Here is a 17,271-nt window from a genome sequence, read left to right as displayed (position 1 = left end):
TTTGGGCGGCGTCAGTGTCGACGATGGTCGCAGCGCGGCCAAGCGCCGCAGGGCTTGAAAGCCTTTTGGATTGTACTTATCTGTTAAGTCGATAACAGTTAGAGATATTACCCGTTATATAGATATTCGATTCAGTTCTACTCTTGCATCACCTCATACGAGGAACAGGAGGAACCCATGACATGCCCTAACACCCCCAAAGCCACTTTTCGGCCCTTGAGCGCATTGCAGCACCCGCGCGAAGTCATTCGTCAGTTCACCCCGAACTGGTTTGCCGCGACGATGGGCACCGGTGTGTTGGCGTTGGCACTGGCTTCATTGCCCGTGCAGATCCCGGGTATGTACGCCGTCGCCGAAGGGCTGTGGCTGTTCAATATAGGCTTGTTCATTTTATTCAGCGTGCTCTACGGCGCCCGTTGGGTGCTGTATTTCGATGAAGCACGGCGCATTTTCGGTCACTCCACCGTGTCGATGTTTTTCGGCACGATCCCTATGGGACTGGCGACCATCATTAATGGCTTTCTGCTATTTGGTGTCGCCCGGTGGGGCAGTGGCATGGTGCAGGTTGCTGAGGTGTTGTGGTGGCTCGATGTGGCCATGTCGCTGGCATTCGGGGTGATGATCCCCTACATGATGTTCACCCGTCAGGAGCACAGCATCGACCAAATGACTGCGGTCTGGCTGTTACCCGTGGTGGCGGCTGAAGTGGCGGCCGCCAGTGGCGGGCAGCTGGCGCCGCACTTGAGCGATACGGTGGCGCAGTTTCATGTGCTGATTACCAGCTATGTGCTGTGGGCGTTCTCGGTGCCGGTGGCTTTCAGCATCCTGACCATTTTGATGCTGCGCATGGCGCTGCATAAGTTGCCCCACGAAAGCATGGCGGCATCGAGCTGGCTGGCCTTGGGCCCGATTGGTACCGGGGCGCTGGGTTTACTGTTGCTGGGGGCGGATGCTCCCGCCATTTTCGCGGCCAATGGTTTTACCGGCACAGGCGAGGTGGCCGAAGGCCTGGGCTTGATCGCGGGCATTGCACTGTGGGGCTTCGGCTTGTGGTGGATCGTCATGGCCGTGCTGATCACCCATCGTTACTACCGCGCAGGCATTCCATTCAACCTGGGCTGGTGGGGGTTCACGTTTCCGCTGGGCGTGTACTCGCTGGCGACCCTGCGTCTGGGTAAGGTGCTGCACCTCACCTTCTTTGATGTCGCGGGCTGTGTGCTGGTGGCATTGCTGGTGCTGATGTGGCTGATCGTGGGTAAACGCACTGTGATCGGGGCGTATCGTGGCGAGTTGTTTGTGTCGCCCTGCATTGCAGGCTTGAAGAAGTAAGACGTTGCCTCAGGTTCTGTATGAAAGCGCCGAGTCTGGCGTGTTGCGTACAGAACCTGAGTAACGTTGTGCCTTGAGTGTTAAAACAGCACTCCAATGAGAAAGCCTCTGGCGCAACGTGAGTACATGGAAGATGAGTCACCCCTCGCAGTTCAGTTTGCTAAGGAAGCGACGCTTCCTGCCCTTCTTCGTGACCCAATCGCTGGGCGCTCTCAATGACAACCTGTTCAAACAATCGCTGATTCTGGCCATCCTTTATAAGCTCGCGATCGAGGGTGACCGCGGGATCTGGGTCAACCTGTGCGCGTTGTTGTTCATCGTGCCGTTCTTTTTGTTCTCGGCCCTGGCGGGGCAATTTGGCGAAAAGTACGCCAAAGATCGTCTGATCCGCCTGATCAAACTCGGCGAAATCGCGATCATGTTGGTCGGTGCCATTGGCTTTGCGTTCGATCACTTGGCCCTGATGCTGATTGCGCTGTTCGCGATGGGCACTCATTCGGCGCTGTTTGGCCCGGTCAAGTATTCAATCCTGCCTCAAACCCTGCACGACGATGAGCTGGTGGGTGGCAATGGTTTGGTCGAGATGGGCACGTTCTTGTCCATTTTGGCGGGCACCATTGGTGCCGGGATCATGTTGTCTTCCAGCCATTACGCAGTGGTGGTGTCGGTGGTGATTGTGTCGGTGGCCGTCCTGGGCTATCTGGCCAGTCGCGCCATTCCGGGGGCGCCTGCTGATACGCCCGATTTGCGCCTGAACTGGAACATTTTCAGCGAGTCCTGGGCCACCTTGAAAATGGGCCTGAATCAGACGCCAGCGGTGTCGCGCTCTGTGGTGGGCAATTCGTGGTTCTGGTTTGTCGGGGCCATTTACCTGACGCAAATTCCGGCTTACGCCAAAGAGTGGCTGTACGGTGATGAAACCGTGGTTACGCTGATTCTTACGGTGTTCTCGGTGGGGATCGCTTTAGGCTCGATGCTGTGCGAGAAGCTGTCGGGTCGTAAAGTCGAGATCGGTCTGGTGCCCTTTGGCTCGTTCGGCCTGACCGTGTTCGGCCTGTTGCTGTGGTGGCACTCCGGGCACATGCCGCACAACATTCAGGCCAGCGACTGGCTGGACGTATTGGGTTTCAGTCAGGCGTGGTGGGTGCTGTTCGACATTCTGGGGCTGGGCGTGTTTGGCGGGTTCTACATCGTCCCGCTCTATGCGCTGATTCAGTCGCGCACGGCTGAAAACGAGCGGGCGCGGGTGATCGCGGCCAACAATATTTTGAATGCGCTGTTTATGGTGGTCTCGGCCATCGTTACGATTTTGCTGCTGAGCGTGGCCAAGCTGACCATCCCGGAGTTGTTTTTGGTGGTGTCGCTGTTGAACATCGCGGTTAACACGTACATCTTCAAAATCGTGCCCGAGTTCAGCATGCGCTTCATGATCTGGCTCCTGAGCCACTCCATGTACCGCGTGCAGCACAAAAACCTGGACGCAATCCCGGATGAGGGGGCGGCGTTGCTGGTATGCAATCACGTATCGTTTGTGGATGCGTTGTTGATAGGCGGTGCGGTGCGTCGACCCATTCGCTTTGTGATGTATTACAAAATCTACAATTTGCCGGTGCTCAACTTTATCTTCCGCACGGCCGGGACGATTCCGATTGCTGGGCGCGGTGAGGATGAAGCCATTTATGAGCGCGCTTTCAAAAAAATTGCGGAGTATTTGAAGGACGGCGAATTGGTGTGCATCTTCCCGGAAGGCAAGCTCACCACGGATGGCCAGATCAATGAATTCAAGGCAGGGGTCACGCGAATACTGGAGCAAACACCGGTGCCGGTGATTCCAATGGCCTTGCAGGGGTTGTGGGGCAGTTTCTTCAGTCGCGATCCGAACAAAGGCTTTTTACGCAGGTTGTGGTCGCGGGTGACGTTGGTGGCAGGTGAGCCGGTCGCACCGTCTGAGGCCACGCAAAAATGGTTGCGTGAGCGGGTGATGCAGTTGCGAGGTCAGAACCTGTAGTGACTGACGCAGGCTGCGAAGGGGATGTGAATACCCCTTCGCAGCCTGCGGCAGCGACTACAAGGATGAGTGAGCGCTTATGCGCTCACTTTCAAACCGATCAACCCGGCAATGATCAGCGCAACGCTGGCCAGGCGGAACAGCGCCATCGATTCGCCAAACAAAATGATGCCGGCGATCACCGTGCCCACCGCACCTACACCGGTCCAGATGGCGTAAGCGGTGCCCAACGGCAGCTCTTTCATGGCCAAACCCAACAGGCCCAAGCTGACCGCCATCGCGGCAATCGTCAGTGCAGTGGGGAGAGGGCGGCTGAAGCCGTCGGTGTATTTCAGGCCTACGGCCCAGCCAACTTCAAATAGACCGGCGAAAAACAGAATAATCCAGGCCATGGTTGCCTCCATCAATTGATGGGGTCGTCCCCAGAAAGTCACTCGATGAGTCGCGAGGTCGTCCTCGCAGTGCGCAGTATATTGCCCATGATTGTTCTGACAGGCAACTCTGATTTTCATGTGCGCCTTCTATTAAAGAAGGCTGCTGGCGGGCGACATTGCATCGCAGGCCAGCCGTGCCTTCTTTATAGACGCGGGGGCTAAGGGTTATTCGATACCTTGAGGCACTTCTTCGCCACCCAGCGCTTCGAACAACTGTGGCAAGAATTCGCCGAAGGTCAGCATCATCAGGGTGAAGCTGGCATCTTGTTGGCCCAGATCGTCATCACCGCCGTTCTGCTCGGCCTCGTCTTGCAGCAGGTCTTCGAACTTCAGGCGCTTGACCACCAGTTTGTCGTCCAGCACGAACGACAGTTTGTCCTGCCAAGCCAGTGACAGTTGAGTGACGACTTTGCCAGTACTCAGGTGCAGCTGGATTTCGTCGCTGGTCAGGTCCTGACGCTTGCAACGGATGATGCCGCCGTCTTCATGGGTGTCACGCAGCTCGCATTCGTCGAGTACGAAGAAGTTATCAGCCGCTTTTTGGGTTTTGACCCATTCCGTCATGGTGGCACTTGGCGCGACTTTGACGGCCAGCGGGCGAACAGGCAGCGAACCGACGACTTCGCGCAGTGTGGACAGCAAGTCTTCGGCGCGCTTTGGGCTGGAGGCGTTAACCAGAATCAAACCCTGTTTAGGCGCAATGGCGGCGAAGGTCGCCGAGCGACGAATAAAGGCGCGCGGCAAGAAGGCCTGAATGATTTCATCCTTGAGCTGGTCGCGCTCTTTCTTATAGACCTTGCGCATTTGCTCGGCTTCGATCTCTTCGACCTTTTCCTTTAAGGCATCGCGCACAACGCTGCCGGGCAGGATGCGTTCTTCTTTACGGGCGGCGATCAGCAGGAAGTCCTGGCTGACATGCACCAGGGGCGCGTCTTCGCCTTTGCCGAAAGGGGCGACGAAACCGTAGGTGGCTAATTCCTGACTTGAACAGGCGCGGGCCAGTTTGGTGGCCAGTGCAGTTTCCAGCACCTGCGCATCAAAAGGCAGATCTTGGGTCAGGCGATAGATAAGCAGGTTTTTGAACCACATGGGGTGAATCACTCCTTTATACAAAGACGGCATTATTCGCTTCATGAGCTGATAGGCCAACCCTGCGCTAAGCCTTTGTCACGCATAAGAAAATTATTTTAAAAAGTGCTTGCCAGACTCAAGGTCGCTCCGTAGAATGCGCGCCACACCGAGAGTGAAAGGGTGATTAGCTCAGCTGGGAGAGCATCTGCCTTACAAGCAGAGGGTCGGCGGTTCGATCCCGTCATCACCCACCATTCGCTCACAGTGTTACGCGCAGCGGTAGTTCAGTCGGTTAGAATACCGGCCTGTCACGCCGGGGGTCGCGGGTTCGAGTCCCGTCCGCTGCGCCATATTTTTACCACAAGCCCCTTGAACGCTTGTGGTCAGGGGAAGCCCGCTGAATGCGGGCTTTTTCTTGAAAGGCTTCGAGTCAGCAGTTCGCTGTTGATTCAAAGATGCAGGTCGCAGGAAATGGGAGTTTTTAAGAGGTTTTGAAAAAATCTTAATAAAAACAACCACTTACACGAAATGTGTGAGAGAATGCGCCCCGCAACGAGAGTGAAGTGAAAGGGTGATTAGCTCAGCTGGGAGAGCATCTGCCTTACAAGCAGAGGGTCGGCGGTTCGATCCCGTCATCACCCACCATTCGCTTTCAGTGTTACGCGCAGCGGTAGTTCAGTCGGTTAGAATACCGGCCTGTCACGCCGGGGGTCGCGGGTTCGAGTCCCGTCCGCTGCGCCATATTCTGAACACAAGCCCCTTGAACGCTTGTGATCAACAAAAAGCCTGCCTTGTGCAGGCTTTTTTGTGCGCGTCTATTTTGTGGTGCGTAACCGCTCCCGCAGGCAGTGTGCGAGGGCGAAGCGCTCGTAAAAACGGGATTGGGCAGGTTGCTGCCACACACGTTCACGCAGGCTGCTTCATCGCAAGCAGCCTGCGCCGGTTATTGCCTAAACGTCATGTAGCGTTTGCGCGTGGTCTTAGAAATCCCAACGGGTAGTGACCATCACGTTGCGTGGGTCGCCGTAATACGACGAGTTGTAGAAGCCAATGTTGGTGTAGTACGACTTGTCGAATGCGTTGTTCAGATTAACGGTGGCCGACAGGTTTTCCGTGACCTGATAGCGCGCCATCAGATCCACCAGCCAATACGCCTCTTGGGAGAATTTCTCCTGGGTGGCGCCTTTGTTGTAGTTGGTCAGCACCTGCCAGCCCGTGCCCTGCCAGCGAACTCCGCCGCCCAGCGTCAATTTGTCGAGGCTGCCGGTCAGTTTGTAACGGGTATACAGGTTGATCTGGTCTTCAGGCTCCCAGGTAGAGACTTTTTTACCGCCCTGATCGCGACTGATTTTGTGGGTGTAGCCTGCTTGTAGCTGCCAGCCAGGCATTAATTCGCCGGAAATTTCTGCTTCGTAGCCTTTAGTCGTGGCTTTGATGCCTTTGTAGGCGTAATCAATGTCGGGATTAGTGGGGTGAGCGTTGTAGGCGGTGTCTGCCTCAGGCCGGTTATCCTGATGCACTTCAAAGTACGCCAGGCTTGTATTCAGACGACCGTCAAAGAACTCACCTTTAAGCCCCAGCTCATAGTTGGTGCCTTCATCCGGCTCAAGCATTTTGTTGTCGCTGTTGCGGTAGTACGACTGCGGCAAGAAGATTTCGGTGTAGCTGGCGTAGGCCGAAATATTGTCGTTGAGGTCGTAGATCAGGCCCGCATAGGGCAGCACTTTGCCGGTGTCTTTGGCCTGGCTGGTGCCGGTCAGCGTGTAGTTGGCGACGCGGGTCCCGAGCATCAGGGTCAAATCATCGGTCAGGCTAAAGCGGCCGGTGATGTAAGTGCCCGTTTGGCGCGTGGTTTCATCGTTTTTGGAGGTGACGTTACCCCAGTCGGGTTCCAGTGCGTCGCCCTTCCAGTTGTAGTAGTCATAGGCGTTGTTGATCATGACCGCTTTGGTGTAGTCCTTGCCGGTCCAGTGCGATCGGGACACCGAACCACCGATCACCAGTTGGTGCTCGCGGCCCAGCAGGCTGAAAGGGCCGGTGGCATACACGTCGCCGCTGTCACTCACGTATTCGCCGGTGTACTTGCGGGCCAGGATCTTGGCTTTGCCGGTGATGGCATCCGGGTCAAGCAGTGCCCCCAGTGGCGCGTTGTAGCCATTGATCTGGTGGTTGTACTGGCCTTTGGCGACCCAGCCATTGTCGAAACTGTGCTCCAGGGTGGCGAATACGGTGCGGGTGTATTGCTCCCAACTGCTCCACTGGGTGCCGTTGTTGAAGTCGCGCGGGTTGCTGATGCGATCCCCGGCGGAGTTGAACAGCGAGGCGCTGCCTGACCAGCTTGAGCCTTTGGGGTTGTTGTCCTGATAGTCGGCGCCGAGGGTGAGCAGGGTGTCAGGCGTCAAATCGACCTCAAGAATCCCGTAATAGACCTCGCTGTCGCGTTTGTAATGGTCCATGAACGAGCGCTTGTCTTGATAGGCCGCCACGGCCCGGCCGCGTACGTTGCCGCTTTCGGTCAGCGGGCCGCTGACATCGACTTCAGAGCGGTAGTTGTCCCACGACCCGGCCCCCAGATCGATATGGCCCTTGAATTCGTGGGTCGGTTTTTTGCGCACCATATTGATCGTGCCGCCAGGCCCGCCAGCGCCGGTGAGCAATCCGGTGGCGCCTTTGAGAATTTCGACGCGGTCGTAAATCGCGGTGTCGGTCAGGGTATGGCCCGCGGAGTATTGCGGGTCTTGCAGGATGGGGATGCCGTCGTACTGGAAGTTCTTGATCGCAAACCCGCGCGAATAATAGCTGGTGCGGTCGCTGTCATAGGTGGCGACGGTAATGCCGGGGGTGTGGCGCATCACGTCATCAATGGAGGTGAGGCCAAAGTCATCCATTGCCTGGCGGGTGACCACTGAAATCGATTGCGGCGTTTCGCGCGGGGTGAGCACCATGCGGGTCGCGGTGGCGATGCTGCCGGGGGTGTAAGACCCCGTGCCCTCGGTGATGGTGCCGAGCTGGTTGGCACTGACTTCGGTCGCGCCCAGCTCCATTGCACCGCTCACGGTGGGCGTCGCTTCCAGCAGATAGCCGTTCTGGCCTTTGATTACGCTGAAACCGCTGCCGCGCAGCAGGGTGTCAAAGCCCGATGCTTCGCTGTAGCTGCCGTGCAGGCCTTGGGTGGTGATGCCGTCCAGATTGTGCGACTGGAACAGGATGGCGACACCGGCAAGTTGTGCGAAGCGATTCAGTGCACTGCCCAGTGGGCCGGCCGGGATGTCATAGGCTTGTACCGCGCTGCTGTTTTGCGCCAGCGCCGCTGTGCTGACCAGTGCGCCAGCCGCAGAAGCAACAATCAAATGGATAGCGAGCGTCAGGGGGGCGTAAGCCTTCGAGCGCAAGCGCCCTCGGGAGATTGGGGTGGTCAGCATGGTAGGCGCAGTCCTTTAGGGTCTATGTACCTACCTTGACGAGCGAGGCTCAAAAAGCGGAAGCAATGCGAATCATTATTTTTCAGGCGCGCTGTTTTTGTTGATGGAAATCAGCCAGGGCGTGACGTGCTTGACCGTGACAGGCAAGGTTTCAACGATCAAGTTCAGTGCGCGCTCCGGGTCGTCCAGCGGTAAGACCGCCGTCACACGCATGTCGGCCAATGCCTGGCGATCGAAATGCATGAAGCCTGGACGATGGCGAGAAATTTCATCGAGAACCTGCGCCAAGGGCAGGTTCTCGACCACCAGTTGGTGGTGTTTCCAGGCTTGGTCAATGCTCGACGGGTCAATGGCGCCGAGCAATTCGATGGCGTCGTGCTTGATCAAGGCTTGGGAGCCTGCATTGACTTCGAGTGTTTGCTGCTGGTTTTCGCTTTGCGCCGCGACACGCGATTCGAGCATGCTCAGCACGGTTGTGTCGCCCGTGCGCTTGACCACAAACCGGGTGCCCAGCGCACGCATGTTGCCTTGCGCGGTATGCACGATAAACGGCCGTGCGGGGTCGTGCGCTACTTCGATCAGCACCTCGCCTTGCAGCACCTCGATACGGCGTTGTCGGGCGTCGAAATGCAGATCTACGGCGCTGGCACCGCTGAGCGTCAGGGTGGACTGGTCGGGCAGGCGCACGGTTTTCCACTCCACCGCAGCGGTGCTGATGTCGGCCAGCCACACCTGCGGGTACTGACTGCGCAGTAACAGGGTGGCGGGTACGATCAGGCAGCCCGCCAGCAACAGGGCGCGCAATGTTGCCCTGCGCGGTAAGGTTTTTCGGGGTGCCGCGAAGGCCGCATTCAGTGCCGCCTTGGCTGGCGATGCTTGGGGGCGCAACAATTGCATGCGTGAAATGACCTCTTGCATGCGCGCTGCCGCCGAAGCGTGGTGGGGACTGAGGTGTTTCCAGCGTTCGAATTCCAGCCGCAGCTCATCCGAAAACCCCCCTTCATGCAGGCGAATCATCCATTCAGCCGCTTGTTCATCAATCTGTTGGCGAGAGGCAGGCATAGGGGCTCAGGTATTCATGCTGTGGCTGCAATGCAGCAGCGCTTGAATCAGGTATTTACGCACCGTGCGGTCCGACAACCCTAGCTGGCGGCCGATATCGGCCTGGTTCAAGCCGTCCAGGTAATACAGGACGAAGGCTTGGCGAGTTTTTTCGGGCAGGCCTTCGAGAATAAACGCGATCTGCTCCAGGGCTTCCAGGGTGGCAATAATGTCTTCGGGGGATTGGTGGCCTTCCAGCGCCTCGGCGGTGAGGGCTAGCTGCGACAGGTAAGCGTTTTCAATTTTCTTGCGGCGCGCCTGGTCGATGATCAGGCGTCGGGCGGTGGTGCTCAAAAAAGCCCGGGGTTCGCGCAAGCTTGCCACTGACTCGCGGGCATTGAGAATTCGGGCGAAGGTGTCCTGCGCGACGTCGGCGGCATTTTGTGCGCAGCCCAGCTTTCGGCGCAGCCAACCCAGCAGCCAGCCGTGATGCTCACAGTAGAGGTGGGAAATCGCGGCTTGGAACGGAGGCTCACCCGAAGACATAGAACTAAGCTCAAACGCTATTGAGAATAATTGCTAATTCTGTGCTCAAGTCTTGAATAAACGCAAGGCGGGGATTTTTGATAGGCGCTGGGGCAAGCGGCGAGCATTTGATGGGGTCGTCAAAAGATCGCAGCCTGCGCGAGTCGAGCGTCAGTGTTTGGCGATCAAGTTGCCCGCGTGCAGCCCGCATTCTTTTTGCGTGGCTTCTTCCCACCACCAGCGGCCTTCGCGCTCGTGCTGGTTTGGCAGCACCGGGCGGGTGCAAGGTTCGCAGCCGATGCTGATAAATCCGCGCTCGTGCAAGCTGTTGTAGGGCAGCTCCAGCATGCGGATATACCCCCAGACTTCTTCGCTGCTCATTTGCGCCAGCGGGTTGAATTTGTACAGCGGGCGCTCGGGGGTGGAGAAGGCGCCGTCGATTTCCAGCGCGGCAACCTGGCTGCGTGTGCCGGGGCTTTGATCGCGACGCTGGCCGGTGGCCCACGCTTTGACCTCTGACAATTTGCGACGCAAAGGCGCGATTTTGCGCACGCCACAGCATTCGCCGTGCCCGTCTTTGTAGAAGCTGAACAAGCCTTTTTCTTTGACGAACGGTTCGAGCGCGCGTTGGTCGGGTGAGATCAGCTCAATGTGAATGTTGTAGTGATCGCGCACTTGCTCAATAAAACGGTAGGTCTCAGGGTGCAGGCGACCGGTGTCGAGGCTGAACACTTTGACGTTTTTATTGAGCTTCCAGGCCATGTCAACCAACACCACATCTTCGGCGCCACTGAACGAAATCCAGAGTTCGTCACCAAAGTGCTCAAAGGCGAGCTTGAGAATGTCCTGCGGGGATTTGCTGGCGTATGTCGCGGCGAGTTCAGCGACGTCAAACGGATGGCTCATCAGGCGGCTTCCTACAGTAAATGGCGCTGGGCGCTCTCTAGTGGCGCGATGTTAGCAAAAACCGCGCGCTACAGGGTTTGTAGCGTGTCGAGCAGCACCTTCACTTTGGTGACAGATTCTTCATATTCGGCGCGCCAGTCCGAGTCCGCGACAATGCCGCCTCCGCCCCAGCAACTCACGCGCCCGTCCTTGATCAGCAGGCTGCGAATGGCGATGGAACTGTCCATTTCGCCGCGCACGTCGAGGTACAGCAATGAGCCGCAGTAGATGCTGCGCCGTGTTGGTTCAAGTTCGTCGATGATTTGCATGGCGCGAATTTTCGGTGCGCCGGTGATCGAGCCGCCGGGGAAACTGTCCCCGATCAGGTCCAGGGCATCTTTGCCCGGCGCCAGTTCGCCTGTGACGCTGCTCACCAAGTGGTGCACGTTGGGGTAGCTTTCAAGGCTGAACAGCTCAGGCACACGGACCGAGCCGGTGCGGCACGTGCGCCCCAAATCGTTGCGCAGCAGGTCGACAATCATCAGGTTTTCAGCGCGATCTTTAGGGCTTGCCAGCAGTTCGGCGGCGTTGGCGGCATCTTCGCCGCGGTCTTTGCCCCGTGGACGGGTGCCTTTGATCGGGCGGGTTTCGACCTGATTGCGGCTCACGCGCACAAAGCGTTCGGGCGACAGGCTCACAATGGCGCCTTGCTCAGGCAGTTGCATGAAGCCTGAAAAAGGCGTCGGGCACGCTGCGCGCAGAGCGCAATAGGCGGTCCAGGCATCGCCCTCGCACTCGGCGCTGAAACGCTGGGTGAAATTGACCTGGTAGCAGTCACCGGCCTGGATGTAGTCATGAACCTGGGTCAATGCCTGCTGATACTGCTGAGCGCTGAGGTCGGGTTGCATCGGTTGCTTGAGGCTGAAAGGCGCAACTGGCGCAGCGCGTGGTCGAGTGAACAGGTTGATCAGGCGTTCGCGCTCGCTCATCTCAAGGCTGGGATGGAACACCAACTGGCTGCTGGCGTGCTGGTGGTCGCTGATCAATGCCCAGGCATACAGGCCAAGGCGCGCATCCGGTAACTGCAAGTCGTCGTGTGCCAGTGCGGGTAACGGTTCAAGCTTTCGCCCGAAATCGTAGCTAAGATAGCCCATCAAACCGCCTGCGAAGGGCAGTTCATGCGGTGCGGGGATTTGCGCACGGCCCAGTCGGGCCAGATGTTCACGCAAGCGCTGCAAAAAATCGCGCCCCGACTCTTGCGGCTGCACCCACAACTCTTCGAGCGGCCATGCGCTCATCAGGTCGTAGCGGCCGCGTTCAGCGCCGGGGCGTCCACTGTCCAGCAACACAGCACCGGGTGCATGGCGAATCGCCGCGAAATAGTCGGCCGGGTTGGCAAGGTAAGGGAGCGGGTGAACAGAGCAGATCAACATGCGAAGCAAATCAACCAGTGGGGCGGGGGTGGGGATTGTAATCCTGTGGGCGGCCGCAAAGCGAGTTGCGCAGCGGCTGCCGCAGGTGCTGCGGCATCACGGTTGACGTTTGCCCGGCAATCGGGCGTCGCCTGCGGCAACGCCTGTGCGGGTTTTATTCGTTGGGGTGGATATGGCCGAACAGTTCTTGCGCAAAACGCACGCGCTCTTCGGGGGTTTCCTTGATGCCTTTGGCGGCCAGCGCTTCAACGTGCGCTTCGACCGCATGGGTGCGCAGGGTCAAACCGCAGTCGTTGGCGATCTGGATGTTCAGCCCCGGACGGGCGTTCAGTTCCAGAATCAGCGGGCCTTTGTCCTGATCGAGCACCATGTCGACACCGATATACCCCAGGCCGCACAGCTCGTAACAACCCGCCGCCAGCTTCATGAAACCATCCCAGTACGGCAATTGAACGCCGTCTACCGCATTGGTGGTGTCGGGGTGTTTGCTGATGATGTTGTTCAGCCAGGTGCCGCGCAGGGTCAGGCCGGTGGCGAGGTCTACGCCAACACCAATGGCGCCCTGGTGCAGGTTGGCCTTGCCGCCGGACTGGCGGGTTGGCAAGCGCAGCATCGCCATCACCGGGTAGCCCATCAGCACAATGATGCGGATGTCCGGCACGCCTTCGTAGCTGATGCTTTTGAAGATTTGATCCGGTGTCACGCGGTACTCGATCAGCGCGCGGTCGCGGTGACCGCCCAGCGAGTACAGGCCGGTGAGGATGCTGGAAATCTGATGTTCGATTTCTTCGTGGCTGATGATCTTGCCCGAGACCGTGCGAAAGCGATCCTCGAAACGGTCGGCAATCACCAAAATGCCGTCACCGCCCGCGCCTTGTGCGGGCTTGATCACGAAGTCACTGCGGCCACCGATGATGTCGTCGAGCTTGTCGATTTCTTTCTCGGTGGAGATCACGCCGTACATTTCCGGGACGTGAATCCCGGCTTTGATGGCGCGCTCTTTGGTGATGATCTTGTCATCCACAATCGGGTACAGGCTGCGTTTGTTGTACTTGAGTACGTAGTCCGCATTGCGCCGATTGATGCCCATGATGCCTCTGGCTTCCAGGGCCTTCCAGGTCTTCCAGAAGCCAAACATCAGGAGTCAGCCTTCAAGAATGCTTTGAAACGCACCAGCTCGGTCAGGCGGTAACCGCGATAACGGCCCATTGCCAGCATGAAGCCCACCAGAATCAGCAGCACAGCCGGGAAGGTGAACACGAAGTACACCAGTTCCGGGATGCTCATCACCAGATACGCCAGGGTGGCAGCGAAGAGGGTGCCGATGGCGACTTTCATCGCATGGCCGCCGCCACGTTCTTCCCAGGTGATGGACAGGCGCTCGATGGTCATGGTCAGGATCACCATCGGGAACAGGGCCACGGACAGCCCGCGCTCCAGCCCCAGTTTGTGGCTGAACAGGCTGATGGCCGCGATCAGTATTACCACGAAGGTCAATACCACGGAGAGTCGCGGCAGCATTTGCAACTTCAGGTGCTCAAGGTAGGAACGCAACATCAGCCCGAGCGCGGTTATCACCGTAAACAGGATGATGCCGAACTCCAATTGAGTCTCGCGGAACGCCAGGGCAATCAGTACCGGGGTGAACGTGCCCAGGGTTTGCAGGCCGATCAGGTTGCGCAGCACCAGAATCACCAGCACGCCAATCGGGATCATCACCATGATCATGAAGGTTTGCTGGGTTTGCAGCGGCAAGCCGTACAGCGAGTATTCGAGGAAGTTGGCGTCGGTGTTTTCGTCGGTCAGCTTGGCCAGGCGGATGGCGTTCATTTCGCTGTTGTTCAGGCTGAACGTGACATTGGCTTTTTTGCCGCCGTCGACCGTGATCATGGGCTCGTCGCCGGTCCACCACAGCAGGCGGTCAGACGGCAGGCCCTGTTCGCCGGTTTCCGGATTGAAGTACAGCCAGTCGTTGCCATTGAAGCTGCGCAGCCACAGTTCGGGGCTTTGCGGCTGGTCCGCAACCAAGCGAATGGTGTGGACTTTTTCCAGTGGTACGTGGGCAATCGACAGCAGCAGTTCGATGATTTGTGCCTTGTGCGCGGTCGATGGATCGCCGGCCAGCAGCAGCTTCACGTTGTCATCGCTGGGGTTGCTCACCCGCTTGATGGTCTCGCTGATAAAGGTTTCAACGTCGGCCGAGTGTTGGCGAATCGGTGCCAGCAGCGCTTCGGCGGCGATTTTTTCCGGGCCTTCCACGGCGATGCTGTCGCGAAATACCGGGCCTTTGACTTTGGTTTTGTCGCCGGTGTAGCGCTTGGTCAATACCAGGCGGTAATACAGGGTTTGCTTGCCGCTCACCCGCCGGGCCGACCAGGTGACCTTGCGGTTGCCATCGACCCGATTGACGCTCACCCCGTAGTTATTGGAGATAAAGCTTTCATTCAGGCTGACGTAGTCGCGGTTCAGCGGCGGCACGAACATCTGGATCTTGACCGGGTCTTTGGAGCTGGCGACAAATTCGACTTTGGCGTCGATGTTCCACAGGTCGTCCGTCGCGTCTTCGGTCACAGGAATGCCGATGACGAAAATCTGATAGGCCGTAATCGAAATGCCCAGCACCACGAGGATGGTGATCAAGATTTTCAGGTGAAGGGTAAGAGCGCGCATTTCAATTACTCTGCGGTTTGAGCGTTGGCGGCGCAGGCAGGTTTGCCAGCAGCGTATTTAAGGCTTGGGTCGACCAGCGCATCAAAGCGTTTAAGCGCTTCGGAGCCGATCAACAGCGGGTATTGGAACGCACTTCGGTCGGTCAAGTTCACTTCGATGGTGCGTAAAGCTTTGCCCATGCAGATTTGCAGTGAAATAACCGGGCGCGAGGTGTAGTTCTTGTCCGATTCGGGATCGTAATCACCTGAGCGGCGCTTGATCTTACTGACCCGTGCCAGCGGACGTTCGATCGGGTGCGAGTGTGCATCATCAATGGCCAGATAAAAGCGCACCCAGCTCTCACCGTCGCGCTTGAAGCGTTTTATATCACGCGCGCTGAGCGAGGCGGTTTTGGCACCGGTGTCGAGTTTGGCAGCCACTTGCAGGTTAATGCCCGACAGTTCGGCGTATTCGTTCAGGCCGTACACGGTTTTTTCGGCGCCAAGGCTCAGGCCCGGCAAGGTCAGCAGGCAAAGGCATATAAAGAAGGGGGAAAATTTCATAAATCCGGGGGCAGTCTCTTGCAATCTTCAGTTCAAGGCGACTGGCAATACAGCGCAAGTGTCCTCGTGCGGCTGCCCTATAAAGAGGGCAAGGCTGATGCGGGCGGCATTCTAGCATGATGGTTTTATGACGCCAGCGCTGGCGCTGCGTTTAGCGAGGCGTGAAGCACTCGATTAAACCCACGTCGTATTAGACGATTGTCGACAATCCATATTTATTCTTTGACGTTGAAGTCTTAAATGGCTAGTTTTGGCGCTATTGATTTAAAAGGTGTCGACAATATGCTGGATTCGCTGGAAAGTGCCGCAGTGGCTCAAGACGACTCGGAGACCTTGTCCGAGAACGTCTTCAGGCGTATTCAGGCCGCTATCGTCAAAGGCGAGATTGCCCCCGGCAGCAAGATTTCCGAGCCGGAACTGGCCCGCACTTACGGCATCAGCCGCGGGCCGCTGCGTGAAGCCCTGCACCGTCTTGAAGGTCAGCGCCTGTTGGTGCGGGTGCCGCATGTAGGTGCTCGCGTCGTATCCTTGAGCCATGCCGAGCTGATTGAACTCTACGAGATTCGCGAGTCCCTCGAAGGCATGGCCTGTCGTTTGGCCGCCGAGCGCATGAGTGATGAAGACATTGGCGAGTTGCGCCGGGTACTGGAAACCCATGAGCGCGACGCAGCCTTCCAGGCGGGCGTTGGGTACTACCAGCAAGAAGGCGATTTCGATTTTCATTACAAGATTATTCAAGGCAGCGGCAATCGGACCCTGACGCAGATGCTGTGCGGTGAGCTGTATCAATTGGTGCGTATGTACCGCATCCAGTTTTCCTCCACGCCCAATCGTCCCCGTCAGGCGTTCGCCGAGCACCACCGGATTCTAGATGCCATTGCCGACCGCGACGGCGAACTGGCCGAGTTATTGATGCGCCGCCACATTGGCGTATCCAAACGCAATATTGCGCGTCACTACCAAGACAGCGCCCAGCAGACAGCCACTCCACGAGGTGAGTCATGAGCAATAAAAACAGTCCAGGCCAACGTTTCCGTGATGCGGTCGCCAGTGAGCATCCGCTGCAAGTCGTCGGCGCCATTAACGCTAACCATGCATTACTGGCCAAACGTGCCGGGTTCAAGGCTATCTACCTCTCGGGTGGCGGTGTGGCAGCGGGTTCGCTGGGCGTGCCGGACCTGGGCATTACCGGTCTGGATGACGTGTTGACCGATGTGCGGCGTATCACCGACGTCTGTGACCTGCCACTGCTGGTGGACGTGGATACCGGCTTCGGCTCCTCGTTTTTCAACGTGTCGCGCACCGTCAAGTCGATGATCAAGTTTGGCGCAGCGGCGATTCACATTGAGGACCAAGTGGGCGCCAAGCGTTGCGGCCATCGCCCGAACAAAGAAATCGTCTCGCAGCAAGAGATGGTCGACCGCATCAAGGCCGCCGTCGATGCCCGTACCGATGACAGTTTTGTGATCATGGCGCGCACCGACGCACTGGCGGTAGAAGGGCTGGAATCGGCCCTTGAACGTGCAGCGGCCTGTGTTGAGGCGGGCGCGGACATGGTGTTCCCCGAAGCCATCACCGAACTTGAGATGTACAAACTGTTCGCCGATCGCGTCAAAGCGCCGATTCTGGCCAACATCACCGAGTTTGGCGCCACGCCGCTGTACACCGTTGATCAACTGCGTGAAGTCGACGTGTCGCTGGTGCTGTACCCGCTGTCGGCGTTCCGTGCGATGAACAAGGCTGCCGAAAACGTATACGGCGCAATTCGCCGCGACGGCACTCAACAGAACGTGATCGACACCCTGCAAACCCGCATGGAGCTGTACGACGCCATCGACTACCACGCGTTTGAACAAAAGCTCGATGCGCTGTTTGCCAGCAAAAAGTAACAGCGCATTAAACCGTTCTTGC

14 protein-coding genes and 4 tRNA genes are annotated in these 17,271 nt (G+C 57.8%); 8 read left to right on the top strand and 10 right to left on the bottom strand.

The window, feature by feature from the left end:
* Positions 1-177: 177 nt before the first annotated feature.
* Positions 178-1,329 carry a TDT family transporter gene (locus GYN01_RS03905; RefSeq protein ID WP_048362884.1) on the top strand — a complete coding sequence of 384 codons (1,152 nt, stop codon included), beginning with the start codon at positions 178-180 and terminating at the stop codon, positions 1,327-1,329.
* 133 nt (positions 1,330-1,462) lie between these two features.
* Entirely contained in the window at positions 1,463-3,337 is a 1,875-nt protein-coding gene (locus tag GYN01_RS03900; RefSeq protein ID WP_048400938.1) for an MFS transporter, read from the top strand.
* 77 nt (positions 3,338-3,414) lie between these two features.
* On the opposite strand, the gene sugE is transcribed toward GYN01_RS03900, so the two are convergent.
* On the bottom strand, positions 3,415-3,729 hold the full coding sequence (gene sugE, locus GYN01_RS03895) for a quaternary ammonium compound efflux SMR transporter SugE (RefSeq protein WP_048362886.1): 315 nt from the start codon (positions 3,727-3,729) through the stop codon (positions 3,415-3,417).
* 207 nt (positions 3,730-3,936) lie between these two features.
* On the bottom strand, positions 3,937-4,860 hold the full coding sequence (rdgC, locus tag GYN01_RS03890) for a recombination-associated protein RdgC (RefSeq protein WP_048362887.1): 924 nt from the start codon (positions 4,858-4,860) through the stop codon (positions 3,937-3,939).
* 160 nt (positions 4,861-5,020) lie between these two features.
* Between rdgC and GYN01_RS03885 the strand changes: the two genes are divergently transcribed.
* The 4 genes from GYN01_RS03885 to GYN01_RS03870 all read left to right on the top strand — a co-directional run bounded on the left by GYN01_RS03885 (position 5,021) and on the right by GYN01_RS03870 (position 5,583).
* Positions 5,021-5,096 (top strand) — tRNA-Val (locus GYN01_RS03885).
* Between the two features lie 19 nt (positions 5,097-5,115).
* Positions 5,116-5,192: transfer RNA gene (locus GYN01_RS03880), tRNA-Asp, on the top strand.
* A gap of 219 nt (positions 5,193-5,411) precedes the next feature.
* Positions 5,412-5,487, top strand: a tRNA-Val gene (locus GYN01_RS03875).
* Positions 5,488-5,506: 19 nt separating this feature from the next.
* Positions 5,507-5,583, top strand: a tRNA-Asp gene (locus GYN01_RS03870).
* Between the two features lie 239 nt (positions 5,584-5,822).
* Here the strand turns inward: GYN01_RS03870 and GYN01_RS03865 are convergent.
* The 8 genes from GYN01_RS03865 to rloA form a co-directional block, all read right to left on the bottom strand.
* Positions 5,823-8,264 carry a TonB-dependent siderophore receptor gene (locus GYN01_RS03865; RefSeq protein ID WP_203306607.1) on the bottom strand — a complete coding sequence of 814 codons (2,442 nt, stop codon included), beginning with the start codon at positions 8,262-8,264 and terminating at the stop codon, positions 5,823-5,825.
* Between the two features lie 75 nt (positions 8,265-8,339).
* Positions 8,340-9,326: a FecR family protein gene (locus tag GYN01_RS03860; RefSeq protein ID WP_048362889.1), complete on the bottom strand. Its 987-nt coding sequence runs from the start codon at positions 9,324-9,326 to the stop codon at positions 8,340-8,342.
* 6 nt (positions 9,327-9,332) lie between these two features.
* Complete coding sequence (locus tag GYN01_RS03855) at positions 9,333-9,851, bottom strand: sigma-70 family RNA polymerase sigma factor (protein ID WP_048362890.1); 519 nt, start codon at positions 9,849-9,851, stop codon at positions 9,333-9,335.
* Between the two features lie 150 nt (positions 9,852-10,001).
* A complete protein-coding gene (locus GYN01_RS03850; RefSeq protein WP_048362891.1) occupies positions 10,002-10,736 on the bottom strand; it encodes a phosphoadenylyl-sulfate reductase in 735 nt (244 codons plus the stop codon).
* Positions 10,737-10,804: 68 nt separating this feature from the next.
* Positions 10,805-12,148, bottom strand: coding sequence for an aminodeoxychorismate synthase component I (pabB, locus tag GYN01_RS03845; RefSeq protein ID WP_048400932.1), 1,344 nt, complete (start codon positions 12,146-12,148; stop codon positions 10,805-10,807).
* Positions 12,149-12,302: 154 nt separating this feature from the next.
* A complete protein-coding gene (locus tag GYN01_RS03840) occupies positions 12,303-13,286 on the bottom strand; it encodes an alpha-L-glutamate ligase-like protein (protein WP_059761581.1) in 984 nt (327 codons plus the stop codon).
* Positions 13,286-14,818, bottom strand: coding sequence for an osmotic stress tolerance membrane protein RloB (gene rloB, locus GYN01_RS03835; RefSeq protein ID WP_048362894.1), 1,533 nt, complete (start codon positions 14,816-14,818; stop codon positions 13,286-13,288). Before rloB ends, GYN01_RS03840 begins: the two co-directional genes overlap by 1 nt.
* A 5-nt stretch (positions 14,819-14,823) precedes the next feature.
* Positions 14,824-15,360, bottom strand: coding sequence for a retropepsin-like aspartic peptidase RloA (gene rloA, locus GYN01_RS03830; protein WP_048362895.1), 537 nt, complete (start codon positions 15,358-15,360; stop codon positions 14,824-14,826).
* A 282-nt stretch (positions 15,361-15,642) separates the two neighbouring features.
* On the opposite strand from rloA, the gene GYN01_RS03825 reads away from it, so the two are divergent.
* Together GYN01_RS03825 and prpB are read left to right on the top strand one after the other, a co-directional pair.
* Positions 15,643-16,365, top strand: a complete 723-nt coding sequence (locus GYN01_RS03825) for a GntR family transcriptional regulator (protein WP_048400930.1) — start codon at positions 15,643-15,645, stop codon at positions 16,363-16,365.
* Complete coding sequence (gene prpB, locus GYN01_RS03820) at positions 16,362-17,249, top strand: methylisocitrate lyase (RefSeq protein ID WP_048362897.1); 888 nt, start codon at positions 16,362-16,364, stop codon at positions 17,247-17,249. Before GYN01_RS03825 ends, prpB begins: the two co-directional genes overlap by 4 nt.
* Positions 17,250-17,271 lie beyond the last annotated feature (22 nt).

This window comes from Pseudomonas weihenstephanensis (assembly GCF_016812185.1).
GTDB lineage: Bacteria > Pseudomonadota > Gammaproteobacteria > Pseudomonadales > Pseudomonadaceae > Aquipseudomonas > Aquipseudomonas weihenstephanensis.
This window is presented reverse-complemented; position numbering and strand designations above follow the sequence as displayed.

Excerpts from the sequence above, each read along its gene's own strand:
- prpB (WP_048362897.1), top strand. The coding sequence starts at position 16,362 with ATGAGCAATAAAAACAGTCCAGGCCAACGTTTCCGTGATGCGGTCGCC.
- GYN01_RS03850 (WP_048362891.1), bottom strand. The coding sequence starts at position 10,736 with ATGAGCCATCCGTTTGACGTCGCTGAACTCGCCGCGACATACGCCAGC.
- GYN01_RS03905 (WP_048362884.1), top strand. The coding sequence starts at position 178 with ATGACATGCCCTAACACCCCCAAAGCCACTTTTCGGCCCTTGAGCGCA.
- sugE (WP_048362886.1), bottom strand. The coding sequence starts at position 3,729 with ATGGCCTGGATTATTCTGTTTTTCGCCGGTCTATTTGAAGTTGGCTGG.
- GYN01_RS03860 (WP_048362889.1), bottom strand. The coding sequence starts at position 9,326 with ATGCCTGCCTCTCGCCAACAGATTGATGAACAAGCGGCTGAATGGATG.
- rloB (WP_048362894.1), bottom strand. The coding sequence starts at position 14,818 with ATGCGCGCTCTTACCCTTCACCTGAAAATCTTGATCACCATCCTCGTG.
- GYN01_RS03825 (WP_048400930.1), top strand. The coding sequence starts at position 15,643 with ATGCTGGATTCGCTGGAAAGTGCCGCAGTGGCTCAAGACGACTCGGAG.
- GYN01_RS03865 (WP_203306607.1), bottom strand. The coding sequence starts at position 8,264 with ATGCTGACCACCCCAATCTCCCGAGGGCGCTTGCGCTCGAAGGCTTAC.
- GYN01_RS03840 (WP_059761581.1), bottom strand. The coding sequence starts at position 13,286 with ATGTTTGGCTTCTGGAAGACCTGGAAGGCCCTGGAAGCCAGAGGCATC.
- pabB (WP_048400932.1), bottom strand. The coding sequence starts at position 12,148 with ATGTTGATCTGCTCTGTTCACCCGCTCCCTTACCTTGCCAACCCGGCC.
- rdgC (WP_048362887.1), bottom strand. The coding sequence starts at position 4,860 with ATGTGGTTCAAAAACCTGCTTATCTATCGCCTGACCCAAGATCTGCCT.
- rloA (WP_048362895.1), bottom strand. The coding sequence starts at position 15,360 with ATGAAATTTTCCCCCTTCTTTATATGCCTTTGCCTGCTGACCTTGCCG.
- GYN01_RS03855 (WP_048362890.1), bottom strand. The coding sequence starts at position 9,851 with ATGTCTTCGGGTGAGCCTCCGTTCCAAGCCGCGATTTCCCACCTCTAC.
- GYN01_RS03900 (WP_048400938.1), top strand. The coding sequence starts at position 1,463 with ATGAGTCACCCCTCGCAGTTCAGTTTGCTAAGGAAGCGACGCTTCCTG.